Origin of the sequence: Rhodococcus coprophilus NBRC 100603 (assembly GCF_001895045.1) — a bacterium.
Classification (GTDB): Bacteria; Actinomycetota; Actinomycetes; order Mycobacteriales; family Mycobacteriaceae; genus Rhodococcus; species Rhodococcus coprophilus.
The window spans coordinates 107,005-127,381 of the sequence record NZ_BDAM01000009.1; the positions used below are offsets into that span (position 1 = coordinate 107,005).

The window sequence follows — 20,377 nt, forward strand, 5'->3', positions numbered from 1 at the left end:
ACAGCCAGGAGTCCCCAGTGTCCTCTCCCGCAGCCCCCGGCGCAGCCGATCCGGACATTTCGTCCCGCGCTCCCCACTGCCTCGTGGAGCAACGCGGCCACGTCCTCGTCGTGACGCTCAACCGGCCGGAGGCACGTAACGCGTTGTCGGGCGAGATGATGGCGATCATGTCCGAGGCCTGGGACCGGGTCGACCACGATCCCGAGATCCGCGTCGCGATCCTCACCGGTGCCGGCGGCGCGTTCTGCGCCGGCGCCGACCTCAAGGCGATGAACCAGTCGGCCCCGGGAGACAAGTTCGAGGGCGGGGGCTGGGATCTGTCCCGCTTGCCCGCGCTGCTCAAGGGCCGCCGGCTGACCAAACCGCTCATCGCAGCCGTCGAGGGCGCGGCCATCGCCGGCGGCACAGAGATCCTCCAGGGCACCGACATCCGCGTGGCCGGGGAGAGCGCGAAGTTCGGCGTGTCCGAGGCCAAGTGGGGACTGTTCCCGCTCGGTGGCTCCGCAGTACGTCTCGTGCGCCAGATTCCGTACACGATCGCGGCGGACATCCTGCTCACCGGCCGGCACATCAAAGCCGCGGAAGCCAAAGAGATCGGGCTGATCGGCTACGTGGTGCCCGACGGCACCGCACTCGACAAGGCACTCGAGATCGCCGAGACCATCGCGAACAACGGGCCGGTCGCAGTCCAGGCGATCCTCCGCACGATCCGCGACTCCGAGGGCCTGCACGAGGAAGAGGCATTCCGGATCGACGCCGAACTCGGGGCCGCCGTGTTCAAGAGCGCCGACGCGAAGGAAGGTCCCCGCGCCTTTGCGGAGAAACGTCGCCCGAAGTTCACCGGAGCCTGACTCCCCACCACCGAACGACGTGGCCGCACCCCGCGTACGGCCACGTCGTTGCTGTTCGGCGGTGAGACGGAATCACACACGGATCAGGTGCCGGTGTTACATTCCGCTGTGACCTACGACACACAGTTGTGCGGTTCGTTCACGCAGTAAGGAGCCCCATGTATCCCGGAGTCCACGCGCGCACCACACCCGACAAAGTTGCCGTCGTCCTAGCCGACAGCGACCGCAGCCTGACGTACCGAGAACTCGACGATCACTCGGCTGCGCTTGCCCGGGTTCTGCACGACGCGGGGCTACGGCAGGGTGACGTCGTCGCGTTGCTCACGGACAACCGGGTCGAAGCGTTCGAGGTGTTCTGGGCAGCGTTGCGGTCCGGCCTGTACATCACTGCGGTCAACAGCCACCTCACCGCAGGGGAGGTCGCGTACATCGTCGAGGACAGCGGCGCAAAGGCATTGGTCGTCTCGGCGACTCTCGGGGACCTCGCGGAACAGGTCGGCGACACGGTCGGCGCTCACTCCGCGCGACTCTCGTTCGGTGGCGCGATTCCGGGTTTCGACTCGTACGAGGATGCGATCGCCGGCGCCGGGCCGCGACTCGACGAGGAACCGTCCGGCGCGATCATGCTCTACTCCTCGGGCACCACCGGCTTCCCCAAGGGAATCCAGCCGCCGTTGCCCGAGCGGCGCGTGGACGAGCCCGGTGAATCCCTGGTGATGGTCGCGCAGTACATGTTCGGCATCGGCGACGCCGACGTCTACTACTCCCCCGCACCGATCTACCATGCCGCACCGTTGCGATGGGGTGCCGCGATCCACGCGCTCGGGGGCACGGTGGTGCTGGCCTCGAAGTTCGAGCCCGAAACCGCGCTGCGCCATATCGAGCAGTACGCCGTGACGGCAGGCCAGATGGTCCCGACGATGTTCGTGCGCATGCTCAAACTCGACCCCGAAATCCGTACGCGGCACGACCTTTCGAGTATCCGAGTGCTCATCCATGCGGCTGCGCCGTGCCCGCCCGACGTCAAGCGCGCAATGATCGACTGGCTCGGCCCGGTGGTCTACGAGTACTACAGCTCCACCGAAGCGAACGGCATCACGTTCATCAACAGTCAGGAATGGCTCGAGCACCCCGGCTCGGTGGGCAAGAGCGTCATCGGCCCCGCACACATCTGCGACGACGAGGGCAGGGTCCTCTCCCCCGGCGAGATCGGCACGATCTACTTCGAGGCCGACCACATCCCCTTCACCTACCACAACGATCCCGAGAAGACGGCGACCGCGCAGCATCCCGAGCATCCGACGTGGACCACCGTCGGCGATCTGGGGTACCTCGACGACGACGGCTTCCTGTACCTGACCGACCGCAAATCCTTCACCATCATCTCCGGCGGCGTGAACATCTACCCGCAGGAGATCGAGAACGTCCTCGCGCTCCATCCCGCCGTCGACGACGTCGCCGTCATCGGGGTGCCGCACCCTGAGATGGGCGAGGAGGTGAAGGCTGTGGTGGAGCTGTCCCCGGGAGCCACCGAATCCCCGGAACTTGCGGAGCAACTGCTCGCGTACGTCCGCGACCGGGTCGCACACTTCAAGGTCCCGAAGTCCGTGGACTTCGTCGACCGGCTTCCCCGCACGCCGACAGGCAAGCTGGTCAAGGGAAAGCTGAAGGCGGCCTACACCTCCTGAGCAGATTGTGCGACTGCCGCCCGGATCACCGCAGCACGGCCGAGGCAAGCTCCTTGATCTGGGCGGCGTCACGGCAGGAGACGAGCAACATCGTGACGCCGGCCTCTTCCCACCTGCGCACCCCGTCGCGCACCTCACCGAGATCTCCGACGATCATCGTCTCGGTCACCATCTCGTCCGGAATCGCCGCGGCCGCCTCGTCTTTGCGGCCGGAACGGAAGAGTGCGGTGACCTTGTCGACGACGTCGCCGTAACCCATCCGCCGGTACACCTGCGCGTGGAAGTTCAGTTCCGGTGCACCCATCCCACCGACGTACAACGCCGTCACCGGTTTCATCGCCGCGATCGTGCCCTCGCGGTCGTCGGTCACCACGACCTGGCAGGTCGCGGCGATCTCGAAATCCTCCCGTGTGCGCCGTGCGCCGGGCCGGGCGAACCCTTCGTCGAGCCACTCGTTGTACATGGGCGCGAGACGCGGCGTGTAGTAGATGGCGAGCCAGCCGTCGGCGATCTCCGCCGTGAGTGCGACGTTCTTCGGTCCCTCGGCGCCCAGCCAGATCGGGATGTCCGAGCGCAACGGATGAGTGATCGGCTTGAGCGGCTTGCCCAGTCCGGTGGCGCCGGCACCCGTGTACGGCAGCGGATAGTGCGGTCCCGCGCTCGTGACGGGTGCTTCGCGGGCCAGCACCTGACGGATGATCGACACGTACTCCCTGGTCCGCGCCAACGGCTTCGCGAACGGAACGCCGTACCAGCCCTCGACGACCTGCGGGCCGGAGACTCCGAGACCGAGGATGTGCCGGCCGCCGGAGAGGTGGTCGAGCGTCAGTGCGTGCATGGCGCAACTGGTGGGTGTCCGCGCGGAGATCTGGACGACGGAGGTGCCCAGTCGCACGCGATCGGTCGACGACCCCCACCACGCGAGTGGGGTGAAAGCATCCGAACCCCATGACTCGGCTGCGAAGACCGCATCGAACCCTTCGGCTTCTGCCGTTGCAACAAGTTCCGGTCCGTTCGCCGGTGGTTGCGCACCCCAGTATCCCAGCTGCAGTCCCAGTTTCATTGAACGCCTTTCAGGTCGGGCCGAGTCCGGCTAGGTGCAGATCACACGCTACCCTTGCCAGCAACACTAGAACCTGTTCTACTCGAAGTTGTGAGCCTGGGAAAGAGTGCGGTCGCCGAGCCACCGCTCAATGCGCCGCTGAATCTGAAGTTCGACTACACACGATCCACCGGGCCGACTGTCGGCGCGTTCGTCACCGGACTGCGCGACGGACGCGTCGTCGGTGCCCGTGGATCCGACGGCAGGGTCTTCGTCCCTCCTCCGGAGTACGACCCGGTCACCCATGAACCGCTCACCGAGTTCGTCGAGGTGGGACAGACCGGGACCGTCGTCAGCTGGACGTGGAGCGCGGAACCGTTGCCGGGCCAGCCGTTCGATCGCCCCTTCGCATGGGCACTGATCCGGCTCGACGGCGCAGACACCTCGATCCTGCACGCGGTGGACGTCGCCTCTCCCGACGACATCGAGACGGGTCTGCGCGTGCGGATCCGCTGGGCACCCGAGCGCACCGGCACCATCCACGACATCGCGGCCTTCGAGCCCGGCGAAGCGACACCGGGTACACCGGCCGAGCCCGGCGAGCCGGTCTCGATGATCACGACCCCCGTCGACCTGCACTACCGGCACAGTGCGTCGCCCGAGGAGTCCTGGTACCTCCGGGGGCTGAAGGAAGGCAAGATCATCGGTGGCCGTACGGGTCCCGGCGAAAAGGTGTACGTGCCGCCGCGCGGTGCGAGCCCCACCGACGGCGTGCCCACCAAGGAACCGGTGGAGTTGCCCGACAAGGGCATCGTCACGACGTTCTGCATCGTCAACGTGCCGTTCATGGGCCAGCAGATCAAGCCGCCCTACGTCGCCGCGTATGTGCTGCTCGACGGTGCCGACATCCCGTTCCTCCACCTCATCCTCGAGTGCGAGGCCTCCGAGGTGCGCATGGGAATGCGGGTCGAAGCCAAGTGGCGGCCTCGCGAAGAGTGGGACCACACACTGCGCAACATCGAATACTTCCGCCCGACCGGCGAGCCCGACGCCGAGTTCGACACCTTCAAACACCACCTCTAGGAGCGTCGAGCACAATGACAGACATTGCAGTCGTCGGCTTCGCGCACGCCCCACACGTGCGCGAGACGTTCGGCACCACCAACGGCGTGGAAATGCTCGTCCCCTGCTTCCAGGAGCTCTACGGCAAGCTCGGGATCACGAAGTCGGACATCGGTTTCTGGTGCTCCGGATCATCTGACTATCTGGCCGGGCGCGCCTTCTCGTTCATCTCGGCCATCGACGCCATCGGTGCTGTGCCCCCGATCAACGAGTCCCACGTCGAGATGGACGCCGCGTGGGCTCTCTACGAGGCGTGGGTCAAGCTCATCACCGGCGAGGTGGACACCGCCCTGGTCTACGGCTTCGGCAAGTCGTCGGCCGGAACGCTGCGGCGGACGCTCTCGCTGCAACTCGATCCGTATCTCGTCGCGCCTCTCGGAGTCGATTCCGTCTCGCTCGCCGGCCTTCAGGCCCGGATGGGTCTCGAATCCGGGAAGTGGACCGATCGGGAAATGGCCGAAGTGGCCGTGCGCTCCCTCGCCGCCGCGAAGAACAACCCGAAGGCCCAGCTCTCCGGCGACCTCGACATCGAAGAACTCCTCTCGCGTCCGTACATCTCCGACCCGCTCCGCAAGCACGATTGCGCTCCCGTTACCGACGGGGCTGCCGCGGTCGTTCTGGCCACGGGAGACCGGGCACGCGAACTGTGTGAGAACCCCGCGTGGATCACCGGAATCGAGCATCGGATCGACTCGCCGAATTTCGGTGCCGCAGACCTCACCACCGCCCCGTCCGCACGTGCGGCCGCGCGCGCCGTGACGGGAGGCGACACCTCGTTCGACGTCGCAGAACTGCACGCCCCGTTCACCCACCAGGAACTGATCCTCCGTGAGGAGATCGGACTGGGTGAGAGCACCGTCGTCAATCCGTCGGGTGGTCCGCTCAGCGGCAACGCGATGTTCTCCGGTGGTCTCGAGCGAATCGGTTATGCCGCCCAGGCGATCATGAACGGGACAGCGGGCCGCGCGCTCGCCCATGCGACGGGCGGCGCAGTGCTGCAACAGAATCTGGTAGCTGTCTTGGAGGGACGTAACTGATGGCGAAGCAACCCGCAGCTGTCCTGGGCACCGGGCAGACCCACTACGTCGCCAAGCGTCATGACGTGTCGATGTCCGGCCTGGTGCGCGAGGCGATCGACCGCGCCATGCTCGACGCACAGGTCGGCTGGGACGACATCGACGCCGTCGTCATCGGCAAAGCCCCCGACCTGTTCGAGGGCGTCATGATGCCCGAGTTGTCGATGGTCGACGCCATCGGCGCGACCGGCAAACCGATGCTGCGCGTGCACACCGCGGGGTCGGTGGGCGGATCCACCGCGAACGTCGCGGCGAGCCTGGTGCAGGCCGGCGTCCACCGGCGAGTCCTCGCCGTGGCGTGGGAGAAGCAGTCCGAATCCAACGCCATGTGGGCGCTGTCGACACCGGTTCCGTTCACCATGCCGGTCGGTGCCGGTGCCGGCGGTTACTTCGCTCCGCACGTCCGCTCGTACATCAGACGGTCCGGAGCACCCGAACACGTCGGGGCTATGGTGGCAGTGAAAGACCGGCTGAACGGCGCGAAGAACCCGTACGCACATCTCAAGCAGCCGGACATCACCCTGGAGAAGGTCCAAGCATCACAGATGCTGTGGGACCCCATCCGCTACGACGAGACCTGCCCCTCCTCGGACGGGGCGTGCGCCGTCGTGCTCGGGGACGCCGACAGTGCCACCGCCGCAGAGCAGGCCGGGCGGAAGGTCGCGTGGATCCACGCCACCGCCATGCGCACCGAACCCACGACGTACGCGGGTCGCGACCAGGTCGATCCCCAGGCGGGCCGGGTCGCGGCAGCCGCATTGTGGAAGCAGGCGGGCATCACCGATCCTCTCACCGAGATCGACTGCGCCGAGATCTATGTCCCCTTCTCGTGGTTCGAGCCGATGTGGCTCGAGAATCTCGGCTTCACGCCGCAGGGAGCGGGATGGAAGCTCACCGAGTCCGGAGAAACCGCGATCGGCGGTCAGTTGCCGATCAACATGTCCGGCGGTGTTCTCTGTTCGAATCCCATCGGTGCATCCGGGATGATCCGCTTCGCCGAGGCCGCGATCCAGGTGATGGGCAAGGCCGGTGACCACCAGGTCGACGGGGCACGGAAGGCGCTCGGACACGCGTACGGCGGTGGCTCCCAGTACTTCTCGATGTGGGTTGTCTCGTCCGACCGGCCGGCGAACTAGGGGCGTCACCGTGGTCGATTTCACCGTGGCGGTCGCCATGACACCGCTGGATCAACTGACAGGGATCGCACAGACCGCCGAGGAGTGCGGGTTCTCGTCGATCGCACTGCCGGATTCGTTGTTCTTCATGGAGAAGCAGAGCGTCGACTATCCGTACACGCCGGACGGGTCGCGGATGTGGACACCGGACACCCCGTGGGTCGATCCGCTCATTGCGGCTGCGTCCATGGGTGCGGCGACGTCGACCATCAGGTTCTACACCCAGGTCCTCAAGCTTGGGTCCCGGAACCCGGTGCTCCTCGCGCGACAGGTCGGGTCGGTCGCCAACCTCACCGGCAACCGGTTCGGTCTCGGAGTCGGGATCGGCTGGGCGCCGGAGGAGTTCGAGTGGTGCGGCGCGCCGTACGAGCGCCGCGGCAAACGGGTCGACGAGATGATCGAGGTGCTGTCGCTGATTCTCGGGGGCGGCATGGTCGAGCATCACGGCGAGTTCTTCGATTTCGACCGGCTCCAAATGAGTCCCGCCCCTACCGCCCCGGTGCCGCTCTACGTCGGTGGGCACACCGACGTCGCGCTGCGCCGTGCCGCACGGGTCGGCGACGGCTGGACCTCGGCCATGATCAAGTTCGACGACCTCGTCGCGGTCATCGCCCGGTTGCGGGAACTGCGCGAAGAGTACGGGCGCGCCGACGTGCCGTTCGAGATCCAGGCGGTATGCGTCGATCGGTTCGGTTCGTCGGGTTACGCCGAACTCGCCGACGCCGGCGTCACCGACATTCTCGTGGTGCCGTGGATCTTCGACGGTCACGGCTTCGATTCGCCGCTCGATGCGAAACAGGAATCGCTGCGGAGGTTCGCGGACAAGTACATTCACGGAAAGGACGCGGCATGAGTGAGGAACACCCCGCACGGGTGGCGGCGCGCGCGTCGCAAACGGCTGCAAGCGGCAAGCGCAAGGACGAGTGGCTCGGTGTGTTCGCGGAGAACGCCTGCGTCGAAGATCCAGTGGGACCGTCGGGATTCGACCCGGAAGGCAAGGGTCACACCGGCCGCGACGCCATCGCCGCCTTCTACGACATGACGATCGCCAACACCGACAAGCTCGAGTTCCTCATCGACGATGTGCTGGTGTGTGGTGACGAGTGCGTCAACGTCGGCACCATTCGCACCACGATGGCCGGAAACATCATCGATGCCGAGGGCGTCTTCGTGTACCGGGTCGACGGCGACGGCAAGATCGTGTCGCTGCGGGCGTTCTGGGAGATGGACCGAGCGATGAAGACGGTACGGCCCGCTGCGTAGCGCCGATCCCTCGTAGAGTCGGGGGATGAGCACTGCCGGCATCGTTCTCGCTGCAGGGGACGGCTCGCGATTGGGTGGGCGCGCGAAAGCGCTCCTCCCCCACCGCGGCCGTCCCCTGCTGCACACCGTGACCACCGCACTCGCCGACGGCGGGTGCGACGAGGTGATCGTGGTGCTCGGCGCCTACGCAGACGAGGTCGCCGCAGCGTGTCCGCCGGACGTCACCGTGGTGGTCAATCCGGAGTGGAGCGCTGGGATGTCGACGTCGTTGCGCCGTGGCGTCGGTGCTGCCGGAGGTCACGGCACGGTCGCGCTCACGGTCGTGGATTTCCCCGGTATCACCGCCGAACTCGTCCGGCACGTTCTGACCGAGCACCGCCGCGGGACGGTGACGCTTCCGGTGTTCGGCGATCGGCCCGGTCATCCGGTGGTGTTCGACCACGCCGACGCCGTCGCGGCGGCACAGCAGGCGACGGCGGACGAAGGTGCACGCACTTACCTTGCGCGCCAACGCGACCGGGTTCGGCGACTGGACTGCACCGCCCTGGCGGATGCGGGAGACATCGACACCGTCGGCGATCTGCGCCGGCTCGAGCCCTGAGGAGTCCTTGCTGTGACAGAGTCCGACCCCGCCCGAGTCTCGATGCCCCGCCGGTTGTTCTGGTACCTGGTCCTCGCCGGTGTGCTCGTGGGTGCCGGCCTCGGTTTCACCGCAACACCGGTCGGCCGATGGACAGTGGAGATGCTTCCCGTCGTGCCCGGCCCGTTCGCAATCGTCGCCGAGACGATCACAAGGTGGCCGGTGCCGATCCTCAGCGGTGCCGTGCTGATCGCCGGTGCGGTGCTGGGCGTGGTTGCCCTCCGCAGATCACCCACCGTCACAGTCGACTCCACCGGCGTCCGTCTCACACAGAAGGATGCCGAAAAGTACGTGGCCCGCACCGACGTGAGCGCCGTGTATCTGGACGGCAAGCACCTCGTCCTGACGGACTCGTCGGGCCGGGAACTCGCGCGCCACGTAGACGATGATCTGGACACCGATGCGGTCGGTGCCGCGTTCCGCGACCACGGATATCCCTGGGCGGACACGAACCCCCACGACAACTTCACGCTCTGGGTGGACGGCCGTCGCGATCTCGGCGAACGCGCCCACGAATTGCTTCGGAAGCGTCGAGCCGCGCTCGAGGACAGAAGGATTCATGTCGCCGCAGCTCTGCATGATCAGCTGCAGAAACACGGGGTCGTCGTCCGCGACATCGACGACCGGCAAGAATACCGGCGCGTGAACTGACCACCCCGTCCTGACTGTCCGGCAAGTGCCCCGAACGACGCGGACCCCCGCACCCGGAGGTGCAGGGGTCCGCGCTACTGCCGTGTGTCAGTGCTGCACGGGGCAGCCACCCGACGTCTTGTAATCGACGTCGAATTCCTTGATTCCGTTGAGCCAACCGGAACGCAGACGACGCGGGTCACCGATCTTGGTGATGTCGGGGATGTGGTCGGCGATCGCACCGAAGATCAGATCGACCTCCATGCGCGCCAGGTTGGCCCCGAGGCAGTAATGGGCGCCCGTGCCACCGAACGCGAGGTGCGGGTTCGGGTCGCGGAGGATGTCGAACTCGCGCGGATTCTCGAAGACCTCTTCGTCGTTGTTCGCCGACGCATACAGCATGACGACGCGGTCGCCCTTGCGGATCGTCTGCCCGCCGAGTTCGGTGTCCTCGAGCGCGGTGCGCTGGAAGGAGGTCACCGGTGTGGCCCAGCGGATGATCTCGTCGGCAGCGGTCTTCGGGCGGTCGCGCTTGAAGATCTCCCACTGCTCGGGATGATCGAGGAAGGCCGCCATGCCGTGCGTGATCGCGTTGCGAGTGGTCTCGTTGCCGGCAACAGCAAGCACGATGAAGAAGAAGCCGAATTCCTCGGGAGCGAGTTCGTCGCCGTCGATATCGGCCTCGATCAGGGTGGTGACGATGTCGTCCGCCGGATTCGCCTTGCGGTCGGCCGCCATCTGGTAGGCGTAGCCGAGCACCTCCATCGACGCCGCCGCCGGGTCTGCGGTGTTGTCGGGATCGTCGTAGCCGGTCATCTGGTTGGACCATTCGAAGATCTTCGAGCGGTCCTCCTGCGGCACACCGATGAGGTCGGCAATCGCCTGTAGGGGCAACTCGGCGGCGATCTGGGTGACGAAGTCGCCCTGACCGGCGGTGCACGCATCCTGGACGATGGCGCGCGCCCGGCGATCGAGTTCGTCGCGCAGTCCGTTGATGGCGCGCGGGGTGAAGCCGCGGGCGACGAGCTTGCGAAGCTTGGTGTGCTCGGGCGCGTCCTTGTTCAGCAGGACGTGGCGCTGGAGTTCGATCGCCTCTCGGGGCATGTCGTCGTTGAACCGCGGAATCGCGGTGTTCTCCCAGTTGGAGAACACATCGCTCCGGCGGGAGACCTCACGGACCTCCTCGTGCCGGGAAACCACCCAGAACCCGTCGTCGTGGAATCCCCCCTTCTCAGGCGACTTCTTGTTCCACCACACCGGTGCCGTCTTCCGGAGTTCGGCGAACTCTTCGAACGGCATGCGGTCTGCATACAAGTCGGGATCGGTGAAGTCGATGCCTTCGGGGATGTTCGGCTGCGCCACTTATCTCTCCTGCCTGGCGAGTACCGCTCGCGTGATGTGTAACACGTTCTAAAACCATTCAAACACAGGCTCGGCTCGTGACCAAGAGAGCAGCACGTCCCGACCGATTCGCACCCTTGTCGCCATCGACGGCAACCTGTTCTACTTTGCGGAGGACATTAGAGTGCAGTGAACGCAGAGAAAGGAGCCCGCCGTGGGCACCCCAGTCATCGTCGAGGCCGTCCGCACCCCGATCGGAAAGCGGGGTGGATGGCTCGCGGGCCTGCACGCTGCTGAAATCCTCGGTGCCGCCCAGAGCGGACTCGTGGAGCGCGCCGGCATCGATCCGGCTCTCGTCGAGCAGGTCATCGGCGGCTGTGTCACCCAGGCCGGCGCGCAGTCGAACAACATCACGCGCACCGCCTGGCTGAACGCCGGCCTCCCCTGGCAGGTGGGCGCCACGACCATCGACTGCCAGTGCGGTTCCGCGCAGCAGGCCAACCACCTCATCGCGGGTCTCATCGCCACCGGCGCGATCGACGCCGGAATCGCGTGCGGTATCGAGGCGATGAGTCAGGTCCCGCTCGGCGCCAACGTCGGCGATCAGGCCGGTCCGCGACGCCCGGAGTCGTGGAACATCGACATGCCCAACCAGTTCGAGGCTGCCGAGCGTATCGCCCGCAGGCGCGGCATCACCCGTGAGGACGTCGATGCCCTCGGCGTCCGGTCGCAGATCCTCGCCAAGCAGGCATGGGACGAGGGCCGCTTCGACCGCGAGGTGCTGCACGTCGTCGCTCCCGTCGTCGACAAGCAGGGGAATCCCACCGGGGAGAAGCAGACCGTCACCCGAGACCAGGGACTTCGCGACACTTCGCCCGAGTCGCTGGCGAAGCTGAAGCCCGTGCTGGAAGGCGGGATCCACACCGCCGGCACCTCCTCGCAGATCTCCGACGGCGCAGCCGCCGTCCTGCTGATGGACGAGGACCGAGCGAAGGCACTCGGCCTGAAGCCACGCGCCCGCATCGTCGCGCAGGCACTGGTCGGCGCCGAACCCGAATTCCACCTCGACGGCCCGGTGCAAGCCACCGCGAAGGTGCTCGAGAAGTCGGGCATGAGCATCGGCGATCTCGACCTGTTCGAGGTCAACGAGGCATTCGCGTCGGTCCTGCTGTCGTGGGCGAACGTGCACGGCCCCGACATGGACAAGGTCAACGTGAACGGCGGAGCCATCGCGCTCGGGCACCCGGTCGGGTCCACGGGTTCGCGCCTGATCACCACCGCGCTGCACGAACTCGAGCGCCGTGACGGCTCGACCGCGTTGATCACGATGTGTGCGGGTGGCGCGCTGGCGACCGGCACCGTCATCGAGCGGATCTGACGTGGGAAGGGCGACCGCGCCCAACGGGCTGAACTCGAAGGCGACCGTCCCGATCATCAAGTGGATGTCGCGGGTCAACGTCGCCGCATACCGCTCCACGGGTGGACGTATCGGGGGAAAGTGGCGCGTCGGCAGTGCCTTCCCGTGGGGGATCCCGGTATGTCTGGTCACCACGATCGGACGGAAGACGGGACAGCCCCGAACCGCTCCCCTGTTGTTCCTCGAGGACGGCGACAAGGTGCTGCTCGTCGCCTCGCAGGGCGGATTGCCCAAGCACCCCATGTGGTTCCGCAACATCCAGGCGAATCCGGAGGTGACCGTCCAGATCAAGTCGCGGGTGCGCAAGATGCGCGCGAGGGTCGCGACGGACGCCGAGCGTGCGGAGTACTGGCCGCGACTCGTCGCGATGTACCCGGATTTCGACAACTACCAGTCGTGGACGGACCGAGTCATCCCGGTGGTTGTCTGTGAGTAGGACTGCTGTCTGTGAGTAGGACTACGGCCCCCGGGGTCCCCGGAATGCGGGAATACTCGAAGCGGTAGTCACAGGCTTTTGAGAAGGGATATCGCGATGGCACAAACGAACCATGACCAGGTCCTCGACCGGCGGGAGATCGCAGCAGCGCTGCTGCGCGCTCTGGAACAGCGTCACGAGGTACTCGATGCCATCGTCGAGAGCGCCGATCGAGCCGAAGCGGTGGCCGCGATCGCCGCGTTGCTCGACACGACCGAGTTCTGCGCGGAGGCGGTGCTGAATCTGCCGTTCCGCCGCTTGACCAAGGCGGAACGCAAGAAGATCCGTGAGGAACTCGAAGATCTCGACGCCGTGCTGCACTGGACGACCGCGGCTCGGCCGTACGCGACGGGCGCGCACTTCCGGGTGCGGCCTATAACCGAGACGGCGGCGGATCTGCAGTTGCTCGAAGCACGATGCGCCGACCAGCTGGGCGACGGCAGCAAGGAACGCGTCGCCGCGGAGCAGGCACGCGGAAACGCGTTGATGAGCGATGAATCCGGGATGTGGCTCGTCGCCGAAGATCTGTCCGGCGACGAGCCCACCCCGGTCGGATTCGCATTCGGGGAACTCGAGGGCAACGACGTGGAAGTGCGCATCTGGGTTCGTCCCGAGCTGCGCAAGCAGGGTTACGGCACAGCCACCCTCAAGCAGGCACGCACCGAACTGGCCGCATACTTCCCCGGTTCGACCCTGACGGTGCGCACTCCGGCCTGAGCCGCGCCGCCCCGCCGATGCGCGCTTCCGGTAGCCCCGCTACCGGAAGCGCGCATTGTCGTCAGGCTCCGTAAACGGGCGTGGGTGCCTCGCCCGACGCGAGAAGCTTCTCCACCACGGGACCGAGTTCCTTCGGATCCCAGCGATCGCCCTTGTCGACGACCTCGCCGTGGCGCCATCCGTCGGCAATCGAGACCTTGCCGCCTTCGACCTCGAACACGCGGCCGGTGACGTCCTTCGCCTCGGCGCTGCCCAGCCACACGACGATCGGAGAGATGTTCTCCGCTGCCATGGCGTCGAATCCCTCTTCGGGCGCTGCCATCATCTCCGCCATCGCGCCGCCGGCGCCTACGGTCATGCGGGTACGCGCGGACGGGGCGATCGCGTTGACGGTGACGCCGTAACGACCGAACTCGGCGGCGGCCTGGATCGTGAGCGCGGCGATGCCCGCCTTGGCGGCGGCGTAGTTGCCCTGGCCGATGCTGCCCATCAGGCCGGCGCCCGAACTCGTGTTGATGATGCGTGCGTCCACCGGGTTACCGGCCTTGGACTCGGCACGCCAGTACGACATGGCATGACGCATCGGAGCGAAATGGCCCTTGAGGTGCACGCGGATCACCGCGTCCCACTCCTCCTCGCTCATGTTGGCGAGCATGCGGTCGCGCAGGAACCCTGCGTTGTTGACCAGCACGTCGAGGCGGCCGAAGTTGTTCAGAGCCGTCGCGACCAGGTTCTCCGCGCCGGCCCAGTCCGCCACGTCGTCACCGTTGACGACGGCTTCGCCACCGAGAGCGCGGATCTCCTCGACGACCTGCTCGGCAGGCGATTCTCCGGTCGCTGCGCCGTCGATTCCGGCGCCGATGTCGTTGACGACCACCTTCGCACCCTCTGCGGCGAGGGCGAGCGCATGAGCGCGGCCGATCCCCCGGCCTGCGCCGGTCACGATCGCGACACGTCCGTCCAGCAGTCCACTCACTTTGTCTCCTTCGTTCGGGCCGCTGCCATGTAGGCAGGGCGTTCGCCGCCGCCGTGGACGGTCAGTGTCGATCCGCTGACGTAGGCCGCCAGCGGCGATGCCAGAAATGCTGCGCAGTTGCCGACGTCGTCGGGACTGGACAGGCGCCCGAGCGGCACCGTCGCACCCACGGCGGCGACGCCCTCGTCGTCACCGTAGAACAGGTGCGACTGCTCGGTGTCGACCAACCCGACCACCACCGAATTCACGCGGACCTTCGGTGCCCATTCCACCGCGAGGGACTGTCCCAGGCTGTCGATCCCGGCCTTGGCGGCACCGTAGGCCGCCGTGCCCGGTGACGGCCGCGACCCGCTCACGCTGGAGATGTTGACGATCGAGCCCCCGGTGTCCTGGGTCTGCATCACAGCGTTCGCGGCCTGCGAGACCAGCAGTGGTGCCAGCAGATTGAGTTCGACGATCTTGGTGTGAAACTTCGGGCTCGCGTCGGCGGCGAGCGCGAACGGTGATCCGCCCGCGTTGTTGACCAGGGTGTCGAGCCTGCCGTGTCGTGCGACGATCCGGTCGACCAGGTCCTGGACACGCTCGGGGTCGCGTACGTCGCAGGGAAGGAACTCCGCGGTCCGGCCGTCGGCTTCGACCGGGCGGTCGCCCTCGTTGCGCGCGCAGGTCACCACTGTCGCCCCCGCACGGAGAAACGTCCTGCTGATACCCGCGCCGACGCCGCGCACACCTCCGGTCACCAGCACGACCGTGCCGTCCAGTCCCAGATCCATTCCCTGCCTCCGCGTCGGTGCGGCCGCCGACGGCGACCGAGGTGGATTCGTCCGACCCGCGAGCGGGTCGCTCCCAACTTACCAAGCAATCGCTTGGTTCGGTATACGCCGAGTCGCCGAACCCGCTGGCTCCTGCTCAGTGGGAATCGGGCGATACCGCCCCCGGGCCACCCCTAGCGTGACGATTCGAGTGCGTGCCGAAGAGAAGGTGATTGGGGCCATGCAGACCGTCGAGCGTGATTACGAGAAATACGTCGGCCAGGTGGCCGAGCCACCCAGGGTGGCCCGGTACGAGGTCAACGAGGCGATGATCCGCAACTGGGCCGAAGCCCACGACGACTTCAACCCGATCTATGTCGACGCCGACGCAGCCCGCGCCACCGGCCGCGACTCCGTGGTGTGCCCGCCCGCGATGATCTCCACCTGGGTCATGGCCGGTTACCGGCGGTGGCGCGAAGTCCACCGCATGCGTGCCGCCGGCACCGTGGAAGATTTCGCATACTCCCGGATGCTCGCCGAACTCGACAGCGAAGGGCTGACCTCCGTAGTCGCCACCAACGTCGAGCAGGACTACCACCGCGAACTCGTCCCCGGAGACCGCATCACCGCCCACCTGACCATCGAGTCCGTCTCGCCGGTCAAGCGAACCGGCCTTGGCGAGGGCCGCTTCTTCACGCTGTACAAGCGCTACGAGGACCAGCGCGGCGAACTCGTCGCCGAGGAACGTTTCCGGATGCTCCGGTTCAACCCGAACACCCCGAAGGAGGCGTGATGACCACCGTCCCCCGGCTCACCATCACTCAGGACAACGAGTTCTGGTTCACGGCGGTCCGCGAAGGCCGACTCGAAATCCAGCGGTGCAGCGACTGCGGCACCCTCCGGCACCCTCCGGGTCCGGCATGTCCCGCGTGCCGCTCGTTCGAATGGGACACCGTCGAATCGTCCCGCCGCGGAACTCTTCACAGCTGGACGATCATCCATCACCCGAAGGATCCCGCCTTCGAGTATCCGCTCGCGGTCGGGCTGATCGACCTCGACGAGGGCATCCGTATCGTCGCCGACATCGCGGGCGTGGACCACGAGAGCCTCGAACTGGGCATGGAATTGGAAGTGGGATTCGCCGAACACGCTCACGGTGAGATCCTTCCGCAGCTTCGCAAGGTGGGAGACGCATCGTGAACCTGTCCGAATGCACTGTCGGCCAATCGCTTCCCGGTCTCGAACTGCCCCTGGACCGCTCCACGATCGCAGCCACTGCCATCGCCTCGCAGGACTTCGAGGACGTGCATCACGATCTCGGTGCCGCCCAGCAGCGCGGAACCCCCGACGTGTTCATGAGTATCAACGCGACGAACGGTTTCGTCGACCGCTACATCACCGACTGGACCGGACCCGCCGCGCGCATTCGCCGCGCGTCGCTGCGCCTCGGCGTGCCCGCCTTCCCCGGCGACCCGCTGCAGATGAGCGGTGAGGTGACCGCGGTCGAGAACAGCACCGTCACCGTGAAGGTGCAGGGCCGCAACAGCAAAGGCGTCCACGTCACCGCCGAGGTCGTCGTGGAGCCGTACGAGAGGAACACTCCATGACCGTGAAGGGCTTCTCCGGAGCCGCGGCGATCGCCGGCATCGGAGCCACGGAATTCTCGAAGAACTCCGGCCGCAGCGAGTGGCAACTCGCATGTGAAGCCGTACTGGCCGCACTCGCCGACGCGCAGATCGGCGTCGAAGAAGTCGACGGCTTCGCGCTCTTCACCATGGAGACCAACCCGGAGATCGCCGTCGCCCGCGCGCTCGGCATCCCCGAACTGAAGTTCTTCAGCCGCATCCCCCACGGCGGCGGCGGCGCCTGCGCGCCCGTGCAGCAGGCCGCGATGGCCGTCGCGACCGGTGTCGCCGACGTCGTCGTCGTCTACCGCGCCTTCAACGAACGCTCCGGTCATCGCTTCGGTTCCGGCCCACCGCCTTTCGCCTACAACTCGAGCACCGACCAGGAGTACCGCAACTGGATCAACCCCTACGGGTTGCTCACTCCTGCGCAGCAGGAAGCGTTCCTGGCCCGCCGTTACATGCAGCAGTACGGCGCCACCAGCGCCGACTTCGGCCGCGTATCGGTGCTGTCGCGCAAGCACGCCGCCACCAACCCCAAGGCGTGGTTCTACGAGCGGCCCATCACCCTCGACGACCATCAGAACTCGCGGATGCTCGCCGACCCGCTGCGTCTGCTGGACTGCTGCCAGGAGAGCGACGGCGGGCAGGCCCTGGTGATCGTGAGCACCGAACGCGCACGCACCCTTCCGCATCCCCCGGCCGTCATCACCGGCGCCGCACAGGGTGTGGGACCGCAGCAGATCTCGATGAGCAGTTACTACCGTGACGACATCGACGTGATGCCAGAGGTCGAACTCGTCGCCAAGCAGATGTGGGCGCAGACCGGCTTCGGGCCGGAAGGAATCGACGCAGCGATTCTCTACGACGCGTTCACTCCCATGGTGCTGCTCCAGTTGGAGGAGTACGGCTTCTGTGGCCGGGGCGAAGCAAAAGACTTCGTCGCCGAAGGCAACCTCGAGGTGGACGGCCGCCTGCCGGTCAACACCCACGGCGGTCAGCTCGGCGAAGGTTACATCCACGGCGTCAACGGAATCGCCGAAGGCGTCCGGCTCGTGCGCGGCACCTCGGTGAACCAGCCCGCCAAGACGCTGGACAACGTCCTCGTCACGGGCGGTTCACCGGTTCCGCACAGCGCGATCGTGCTGTCCGCGGATCGCTGATCCGTCCACGCCACCCGACCACTTCTCAGGAGACCACATGCATCCCGAGCTGTCCGACAAGTCACGGCGGCTACGCACCGAACTGCGGGAGTACTTCGCCCGCATCATCAACGACGAGGATCGCCGTGCCCTGGTAGACCAGACGGAAGGCGGTCCGGTCTTCGACCGGATCTACCGTCAGATGGGCAGCGACGGCTGGCTGGGTCTGGGCTGGCCGGAGGAGTACGGCGGCCGCGGAGAGGACCCCGAGGCTCTCTACGTCTTCTACGACGAGACGATCCGCGCCGGAGCCCCGGTCTCTCTCGTCACGCTCAACACCGTGGCGCCTGCCCTGATGAAGTACGGGACGCAGGAGCAGAAGGACTTCTTCCTTCCGAAGATCCTCACCGGTGAACTGAAGTTCGCGATCGGATACACCGAGCCCGGTGCCGGGACCGACCTTGCCGCGCTCCAGACCCGCGCACGCATCGACGGCGACGAACTCGTGATCAACGGCAACAAGCTGTTCACCAGTTCCGCGATCTTCGCCGACTGGATCTGGCTCGCCGTCCGCACCGACACCGAGGCGCCCCGTCACAAGGGGATCTCGGTCGTGCTGGTACCCACGACTTCTCCCGGTTTCTCGGCCACCGAGATCAAGACCGTCGGCGGCATCAGCACCGCAGTCACGTACTACGAAGACATCCGGGTGCCGCAGAGCAACGTCGTCGGCGGACTGAACCAGGGCTGGACGCTGATCACCAGCCAGCTCAATCACGAGCGGGTCGCCCTGGCAGCACGCGGCGGTATCGCCAACCAGATGTACGACGAAGTGCTCGCATGGACCAAGCAGGAGCCCGTCGGACCCGGCGTGCTGTACGACGTGCCGTGGGTCCGCAAGACCCTGGCGGAGGTCTACGCACTGTTGTCCGCCGCAGATCTCGTGAACCTGCGTCTCGTGTCGGACATCGCCGCCAACACTCTCGGCGGCGGCGACTCCGCGGCAGCGAAGATCTTCGGGACCGAAGGCGTCGTCACCGCATACGGCATGTTGCAGGAAGTGCTCGGTGCTCGCGGACTGCTGCGCCCGGGCAGCCACGGTGCGGTGATCGAAGGCCGCGTCGAATCGCTCGCTCGCCGCGCACAGAACAACACCTTCGGCGGAGGCACCAACGAGGTTCTCCGCGAGATCGTCGCGGCGAAGACACTCGGTATGACCCTCGGCGCCCGGAGGCGCCCCGACGCGAAAGCGCCGGAGCCGGCAGCAACAACGGCCGCGAAGCCGTCAGAGACGAGGAGCTGACATGGAATTCGAGCTCGATGACGACCTGATCGCAGTCGAGGACCTCGCTGCGCAGGTCTTCGGCGCACTGGCGACGGTCGAGCGGGTCGTGGCGGTCGAACGGACCGAGGGCGGCTTCGACGCCACTCTCTGGAAGGCACTCGGTGACTCCGGTCTGCTCGGCCTCTCCCTGCCCGAATCCGCCGGTGGTGCGGGAATGGGCATGCTCGGCCTCACGACGATCCTGCAGCAGCAGGGCCGTCGCGTCGCCCCGGTACCGGTGTGGTCCGTCGTCGCCGGAGCGGCCCTTCCGCTCGCACAGTTCGGCTCCCCCGACCAGGTGGAGCGTTACGTCGCCGGCATCGTCGAGGGATCGCTCGTTCTCACCGGCGCCTTCGACAGCCACCCCGGTGAGAGCGCCGCGTTGACGGCGATCCGCAAGGGCGACGACCTGGTGGTCAGCGGCGAGATCCCCTCCGTGCCGTGGGCCCCCGACGCGGCCGGAGTACTTGTCCCCGTGCTGTGCGACGACGAGTCCGTCGCCGTGGTCGTCGCATCGGCGAACGCTGCCGGCGTGACGGTGACACCCGTGTCCGTGACCGGGCAGGGTGCCGACGCGGCGGTTCGCTTCGAGGACGTCGTGATCGCCGCCGCGGACGTGCTCCCCGGTGACGGCGCCGAGATCGCCGCATGGACCCGCCGTCGGCTCCGTCTGGCCGTCGCAGCACTCCAACTCGGCGTCTGTGAGGAATCGCTGCGGATGACCGCGGCGTACACCTCCGAGCGCATGCAGTTCGGGCGACCGCTGTCGACGAACCAGGCCGTCGCGGTACGCGCGGCAGACGCCTACATCGACACCGAAGCGATCCGGCTCACGATGCGCCGGGCAGCGTGGCTGATCGACAACGGACGCGAAGACGAAGCGGACGCCGCAGTGCTCGTCGCGAAGTGGTGGGCGGCCCGCGGTGGCATCCGTGTCGGGCTCACCGCGCAGCACCTGCACGGCGGTATCGGCGCCGACATCGACTACCCCATCCACCGTTACTTCCTGTGGGGCCGCCAGTTGTCGTTCACGCTCGGCGGCGCGGACGCAAGCGCCGCCGCTCTCGGCGACCTCCTCGACACCGCGCCCCCGATCGGGGCCGCAGGATAGGGGTCACCGG

The 20,377-nt window shown here is 66.9% G+C and carries 22 protein-coding genes; 18 read left to right on the forward strand and 4 right to left on the reverse strand.

Going from position 1 to position 20,377, the window contains the following annotated elements:
• The first annotated feature begins 17 nt into the window (after positions 1–17).
• Both RDCOP1_RS15730 and RDCOP1_RS15735 read left to right on the forward strand, forming a co-directional pair.
• Complete coding sequence (locus RDCOP1_RS15730; RefSeq protein WP_072702232.1) at positions 18–851, forward strand: crotonase/enoyl-CoA hydratase family protein; 834 nt, start codon at positions 18–20, stop codon at positions 849–851.
• Positions 852–1,009: 158 nt separating this feature from the next.
• Positions 1,010–2,539, forward strand: a complete 1,530-nt coding sequence (locus RDCOP1_RS15735; protein ID WP_072702234.1) for an AMP-binding protein — start codon at positions 1,010–1,012, stop codon at positions 2,537–2,539.
• Between the two features lie 25 nt (positions 2,540–2,564).
• Here RDCOP1_RS15735 and RDCOP1_RS15740 read toward each other — a convergent pair whose 3' ends face one another.
• Positions 2,565–3,602 (reverse strand): LLM class F420-dependent oxidoreductase, encoded by a 1,038-nt coding sequence (locus RDCOP1_RS15740; protein ID WP_072702237.1) that lies wholly within the window; start codon positions 3,600–3,602, stop codon positions 2,565–2,567.
• Between the two features lie 90 nt (positions 3,603–3,692).
• Here RDCOP1_RS15740 and RDCOP1_RS15745 point away from each other — a divergent pair, with 90 nt between their 5' ends.
• The 7 genes from RDCOP1_RS15745 to RDCOP1_RS15775 are packed head-to-tail and all read left to right on the forward strand — an operon-like array spanning position 3,693 to position 9,508.
• Positions 3,693–4,664: a Zn-ribbon domain-containing OB-fold protein gene (locus tag RDCOP1_RS15745; protein WP_072702240.1), complete on the forward strand. Its 972-nt coding sequence runs from the start codon at positions 3,693–3,695 to the stop codon at positions 4,662–4,664.
• A 14-nt stretch (positions 4,665–4,678) separates the two neighbouring features.
• The gene (locus RDCOP1_RS15750; RefSeq protein WP_072702243.1) at positions 4,679–5,740 is read left to right on the forward strand and encodes a thiolase family protein; all 1,062 of its coding nucleotides are present in this window, start codon (positions 4,679–4,681) and stop codon (positions 5,738–5,740) included.
• Positions 5,740–6,915: a thiolase family protein gene (locus RDCOP1_RS15755; protein WP_072702246.1), complete on the forward strand. Its 1,176-nt coding sequence runs from the start codon at positions 5,740–5,742 to the stop codon at positions 6,913–6,915. Before RDCOP1_RS15750 ends, RDCOP1_RS15755 begins: the two co-directional genes overlap by 1 nt.
• A 37-nt stretch (positions 6,916–6,952) precedes the next feature.
• Positions 6,953–7,807 carry a TIGR03619 family F420-dependent LLM class oxidoreductase gene (locus tag RDCOP1_RS15760; RefSeq protein ID WP_174555826.1) on the forward strand — a complete coding sequence of 285 codons (855 nt, stop codon included), beginning with the start codon at positions 6,953–6,955 and terminating at the stop codon, positions 7,805–7,807.
• The gene (locus RDCOP1_RS15765) at positions 7,804–8,217 is read left to right on the forward strand and encodes a nuclear transport factor 2 family protein (protein WP_072702253.1); all 414 of its coding nucleotides are present in this window, start codon (positions 7,804–7,806) and stop codon (positions 8,215–8,217) included. Before RDCOP1_RS15760 ends, RDCOP1_RS15765 begins: the two co-directional genes overlap by 4 nt.
• Before the next feature lie 25 nt (positions 8,218–8,242).
• Positions 8,243–8,818: a nucleotidyltransferase family protein gene (locus tag RDCOP1_RS15770; RefSeq protein WP_072702256.1), complete on the forward strand. Its 576-nt coding sequence runs from the start codon at positions 8,243–8,245 to the stop codon at positions 8,816–8,818.
• Positions 8,819–8,830: 12 nt separating this feature from the next.
• Complete coding sequence (locus RDCOP1_RS15775) at positions 8,831–9,508, forward strand: YqeB family protein (RefSeq protein ID WP_072702259.1); 678 nt, start codon at positions 8,831–8,833, stop codon at positions 9,506–9,508.
• A gap of 87 nt (positions 9,509–9,595) precedes the next feature.
• Here RDCOP1_RS15775 and RDCOP1_RS15780 read toward each other — a convergent pair whose 3' ends face one another.
• Positions 9,596–10,849, reverse strand: coding sequence for a cytochrome P450 (locus tag RDCOP1_RS15780; protein WP_072702262.1), 1,254 nt, complete (start codon positions 10,847–10,849; stop codon positions 9,596–9,598).
• A gap of 193 nt (positions 10,850–11,042) precedes the next feature.
• Between RDCOP1_RS15780 and RDCOP1_RS15785 the strand changes: the two genes are divergently transcribed.
• The 3 genes from RDCOP1_RS15785 to RDCOP1_RS15795 all read left to right on the forward strand — a co-directional run bounded on the left by RDCOP1_RS15785 (position 11,043) and on the right by RDCOP1_RS15795 (position 13,437).
• Complete coding sequence (locus tag RDCOP1_RS15785) at positions 11,043–12,206, forward strand: steroid 3-ketoacyl-CoA thiolase (RefSeq protein WP_072702265.1); 1,164 nt, start codon at positions 11,043–11,045, stop codon at positions 12,204–12,206.
• A 1-nt stretch (position 12,207) separates the two neighbouring features.
• On the forward strand, positions 12,208–12,681 hold the full coding sequence (locus tag RDCOP1_RS15790) for a nitroreductase family deazaflavin-dependent oxidoreductase (RefSeq protein ID WP_072702268.1): 474 nt from the start codon (positions 12,208–12,210) through the stop codon (positions 12,679–12,681).
• A gap of 96 nt (positions 12,682–12,777) precedes the next feature.
• The gene (locus tag RDCOP1_RS15795) at positions 12,778–13,437 is read left to right on the forward strand and encodes a GNAT family N-acetyltransferase (RefSeq protein ID WP_072702271.1); all 660 of its coding nucleotides are present in this window, start codon (positions 12,778–12,780) and stop codon (positions 13,435–13,437) included.
• Between the two features lie 61 nt (positions 13,438–13,498).
• Here RDCOP1_RS15795 and RDCOP1_RS15800 read toward each other — a convergent pair whose 3' ends face one another.
• Entirely contained in the window at positions 13,499–14,413 is a 915-nt protein-coding gene (locus RDCOP1_RS15800) for an SDR family oxidoreductase (RefSeq protein ID WP_072702274.1), read from the reverse strand.
• Entirely contained in the window at positions 14,410–15,186 is a 777-nt protein-coding gene (locus tag RDCOP1_RS15805) for an SDR family oxidoreductase (RefSeq protein WP_072702277.1), read from the reverse strand. Before RDCOP1_RS15805 ends, RDCOP1_RS15800 begins: the two co-directional genes overlap by 4 nt.
• Positions 15,187–15,406: 220 nt before the next feature.
• Between RDCOP1_RS15805 and RDCOP1_RS15810 the strand changes: the two genes are divergently transcribed.
• The 6 genes from RDCOP1_RS15810 to RDCOP1_RS15835 are packed head-to-tail and all read left to right on the forward strand — an operon-like array spanning position 15,407 to position 20,367.
• Entirely contained in the window at positions 15,407–15,958 is a 552-nt protein-coding gene (locus tag RDCOP1_RS15810) for a MaoC family dehydratase (protein ID WP_072702730.1), read from the forward strand.
• Positions 15,958–16,365: a Zn-ribbon domain-containing OB-fold protein gene (locus RDCOP1_RS15815; protein WP_072702280.1), complete on the forward strand. Its 408-nt coding sequence runs from the start codon at positions 15,958–15,960 to the stop codon at positions 16,363–16,365. The genes RDCOP1_RS15810 and RDCOP1_RS15815 overlap by 1 nt, the downstream gene beginning before the upstream one ends.
• The gene (locus tag RDCOP1_RS15820) at positions 16,362–16,772 is read left to right on the forward strand and encodes a MaoC/PaaZ C-terminal domain-containing protein (RefSeq protein WP_072702283.1); all 411 of its coding nucleotides are present in this window, start codon (positions 16,362–16,364) and stop codon (positions 16,770–16,772) included. Before RDCOP1_RS15815 ends, RDCOP1_RS15820 begins: the two co-directional genes overlap by 4 nt.
• On the forward strand, positions 16,769–17,953 hold the full coding sequence (locus tag RDCOP1_RS15825; RefSeq protein WP_072702286.1) for a lipid-transfer protein: 1,185 nt from the start codon (positions 16,769–16,771) through the stop codon (positions 17,951–17,953). The genes RDCOP1_RS15820 and RDCOP1_RS15825 overlap by 4 nt, the downstream gene beginning before the upstream one ends.
• Positions 17,954–17,990: 37 nt before the next feature.
• On the forward strand, positions 17,991–19,235 hold the full coding sequence (locus RDCOP1_RS15830; protein ID WP_072702289.1) for an acyl-CoA dehydrogenase family protein: 1,245 nt from the start codon (positions 17,991–17,993) through the stop codon (positions 19,233–19,235).
• A gap of 1 nt (position 19,236) precedes the next feature.
• The gene (locus tag RDCOP1_RS15835) at positions 19,237–20,367 is read left to right on the forward strand and encodes an acyl-CoA dehydrogenase family protein (protein ID WP_072702292.1); all 1,131 of its coding nucleotides are present in this window, start codon (positions 19,237–19,239) and stop codon (positions 20,365–20,367) included.
• The last annotated feature ends 10 nt before the right edge of the window (positions 20,368–20,377 follow it).

Excerpts from the sequence above, each read along its gene's own strand:
- RDCOP1_RS15830 (WP_072702289.1), top strand. The coding sequence starts at position 17,991 with ATGCATCCCGAGCTGTCCGACAAGTCACGGCGGCTACGCACCGAACTG.
- RDCOP1_RS15755 (WP_072702246.1), top strand. The coding sequence starts at position 5,740 with ATGGCGAAGCAACCCGCAGCTGTCCTGGGCACCGGGCAGACCCACTAC.
- RDCOP1_RS15760 (WP_174555826.1), top strand. The coding sequence starts at position 6,953 with ATGACACCGCTGGATCAACTGACAGGGATCGCACAGACCGCCGAGGAG.
- RDCOP1_RS15810 (WP_072702730.1), top strand. The coding sequence starts at position 15,407 with ATGCAGACCGTCGAGCGTGATTACGAGAAATACGTCGGCCAGGTGGCC.
- RDCOP1_RS15770 (WP_072702256.1), top strand. The coding sequence starts at position 8,243 with ATGAGCACTGCCGGCATCGTTCTCGCTGCAGGGGACGGCTCGCGATTG.
- RDCOP1_RS15805 (WP_072702277.1), bottom strand. The coding sequence starts at position 15,186 with ATGGATCTGGGACTGGACGGCACGGTCGTGCTGGTGACCGGAGGTGTG.
- RDCOP1_RS15795 (WP_072702271.1), top strand. The coding sequence starts at position 12,778 with ATGGCACAAACGAACCATGACCAGGTCCTCGACCGGCGGGAGATCGCA.
- RDCOP1_RS15815 (WP_072702280.1), top strand. The coding sequence starts at position 15,958 with ATGACCACCGTCCCCCGGCTCACCATCACTCAGGACAACGAGTTCTGG.
- RDCOP1_RS15750 (WP_072702243.1), top strand. The coding sequence starts at position 4,679 with ATGACAGACATTGCAGTCGTCGGCTTCGCGCACGCCCCACACGTGCGC.
- RDCOP1_RS15765 (WP_072702253.1), top strand. The coding sequence starts at position 7,804 with ATGAGTGAGGAACACCCCGCACGGGTGGCGGCGCGCGCGTCGCAAACG.
- RDCOP1_RS15835 (WP_072702292.1), top strand. The coding sequence starts at position 19,237 with ATGGAATTCGAGCTCGATGACGACCTGATCGCAGTCGAGGACCTCGCT.
- RDCOP1_RS15825 (WP_072702286.1), top strand. The coding sequence starts at position 16,769 with ATGACCGTGAAGGGCTTCTCCGGAGCCGCGGCGATCGCCGGCATCGGA.
- RDCOP1_RS15735 (WP_072702234.1), top strand. The coding sequence starts at position 1,010 with ATGTATCCCGGAGTCCACGCGCGCACCACACCCGACAAAGTTGCCGTC.
- RDCOP1_RS15740 (WP_072702237.1), bottom strand. The coding sequence starts at position 3,602 with ATGAAACTGGGACTGCAGCTGGGATACTGGGGTGCGCAACCACCGGCG.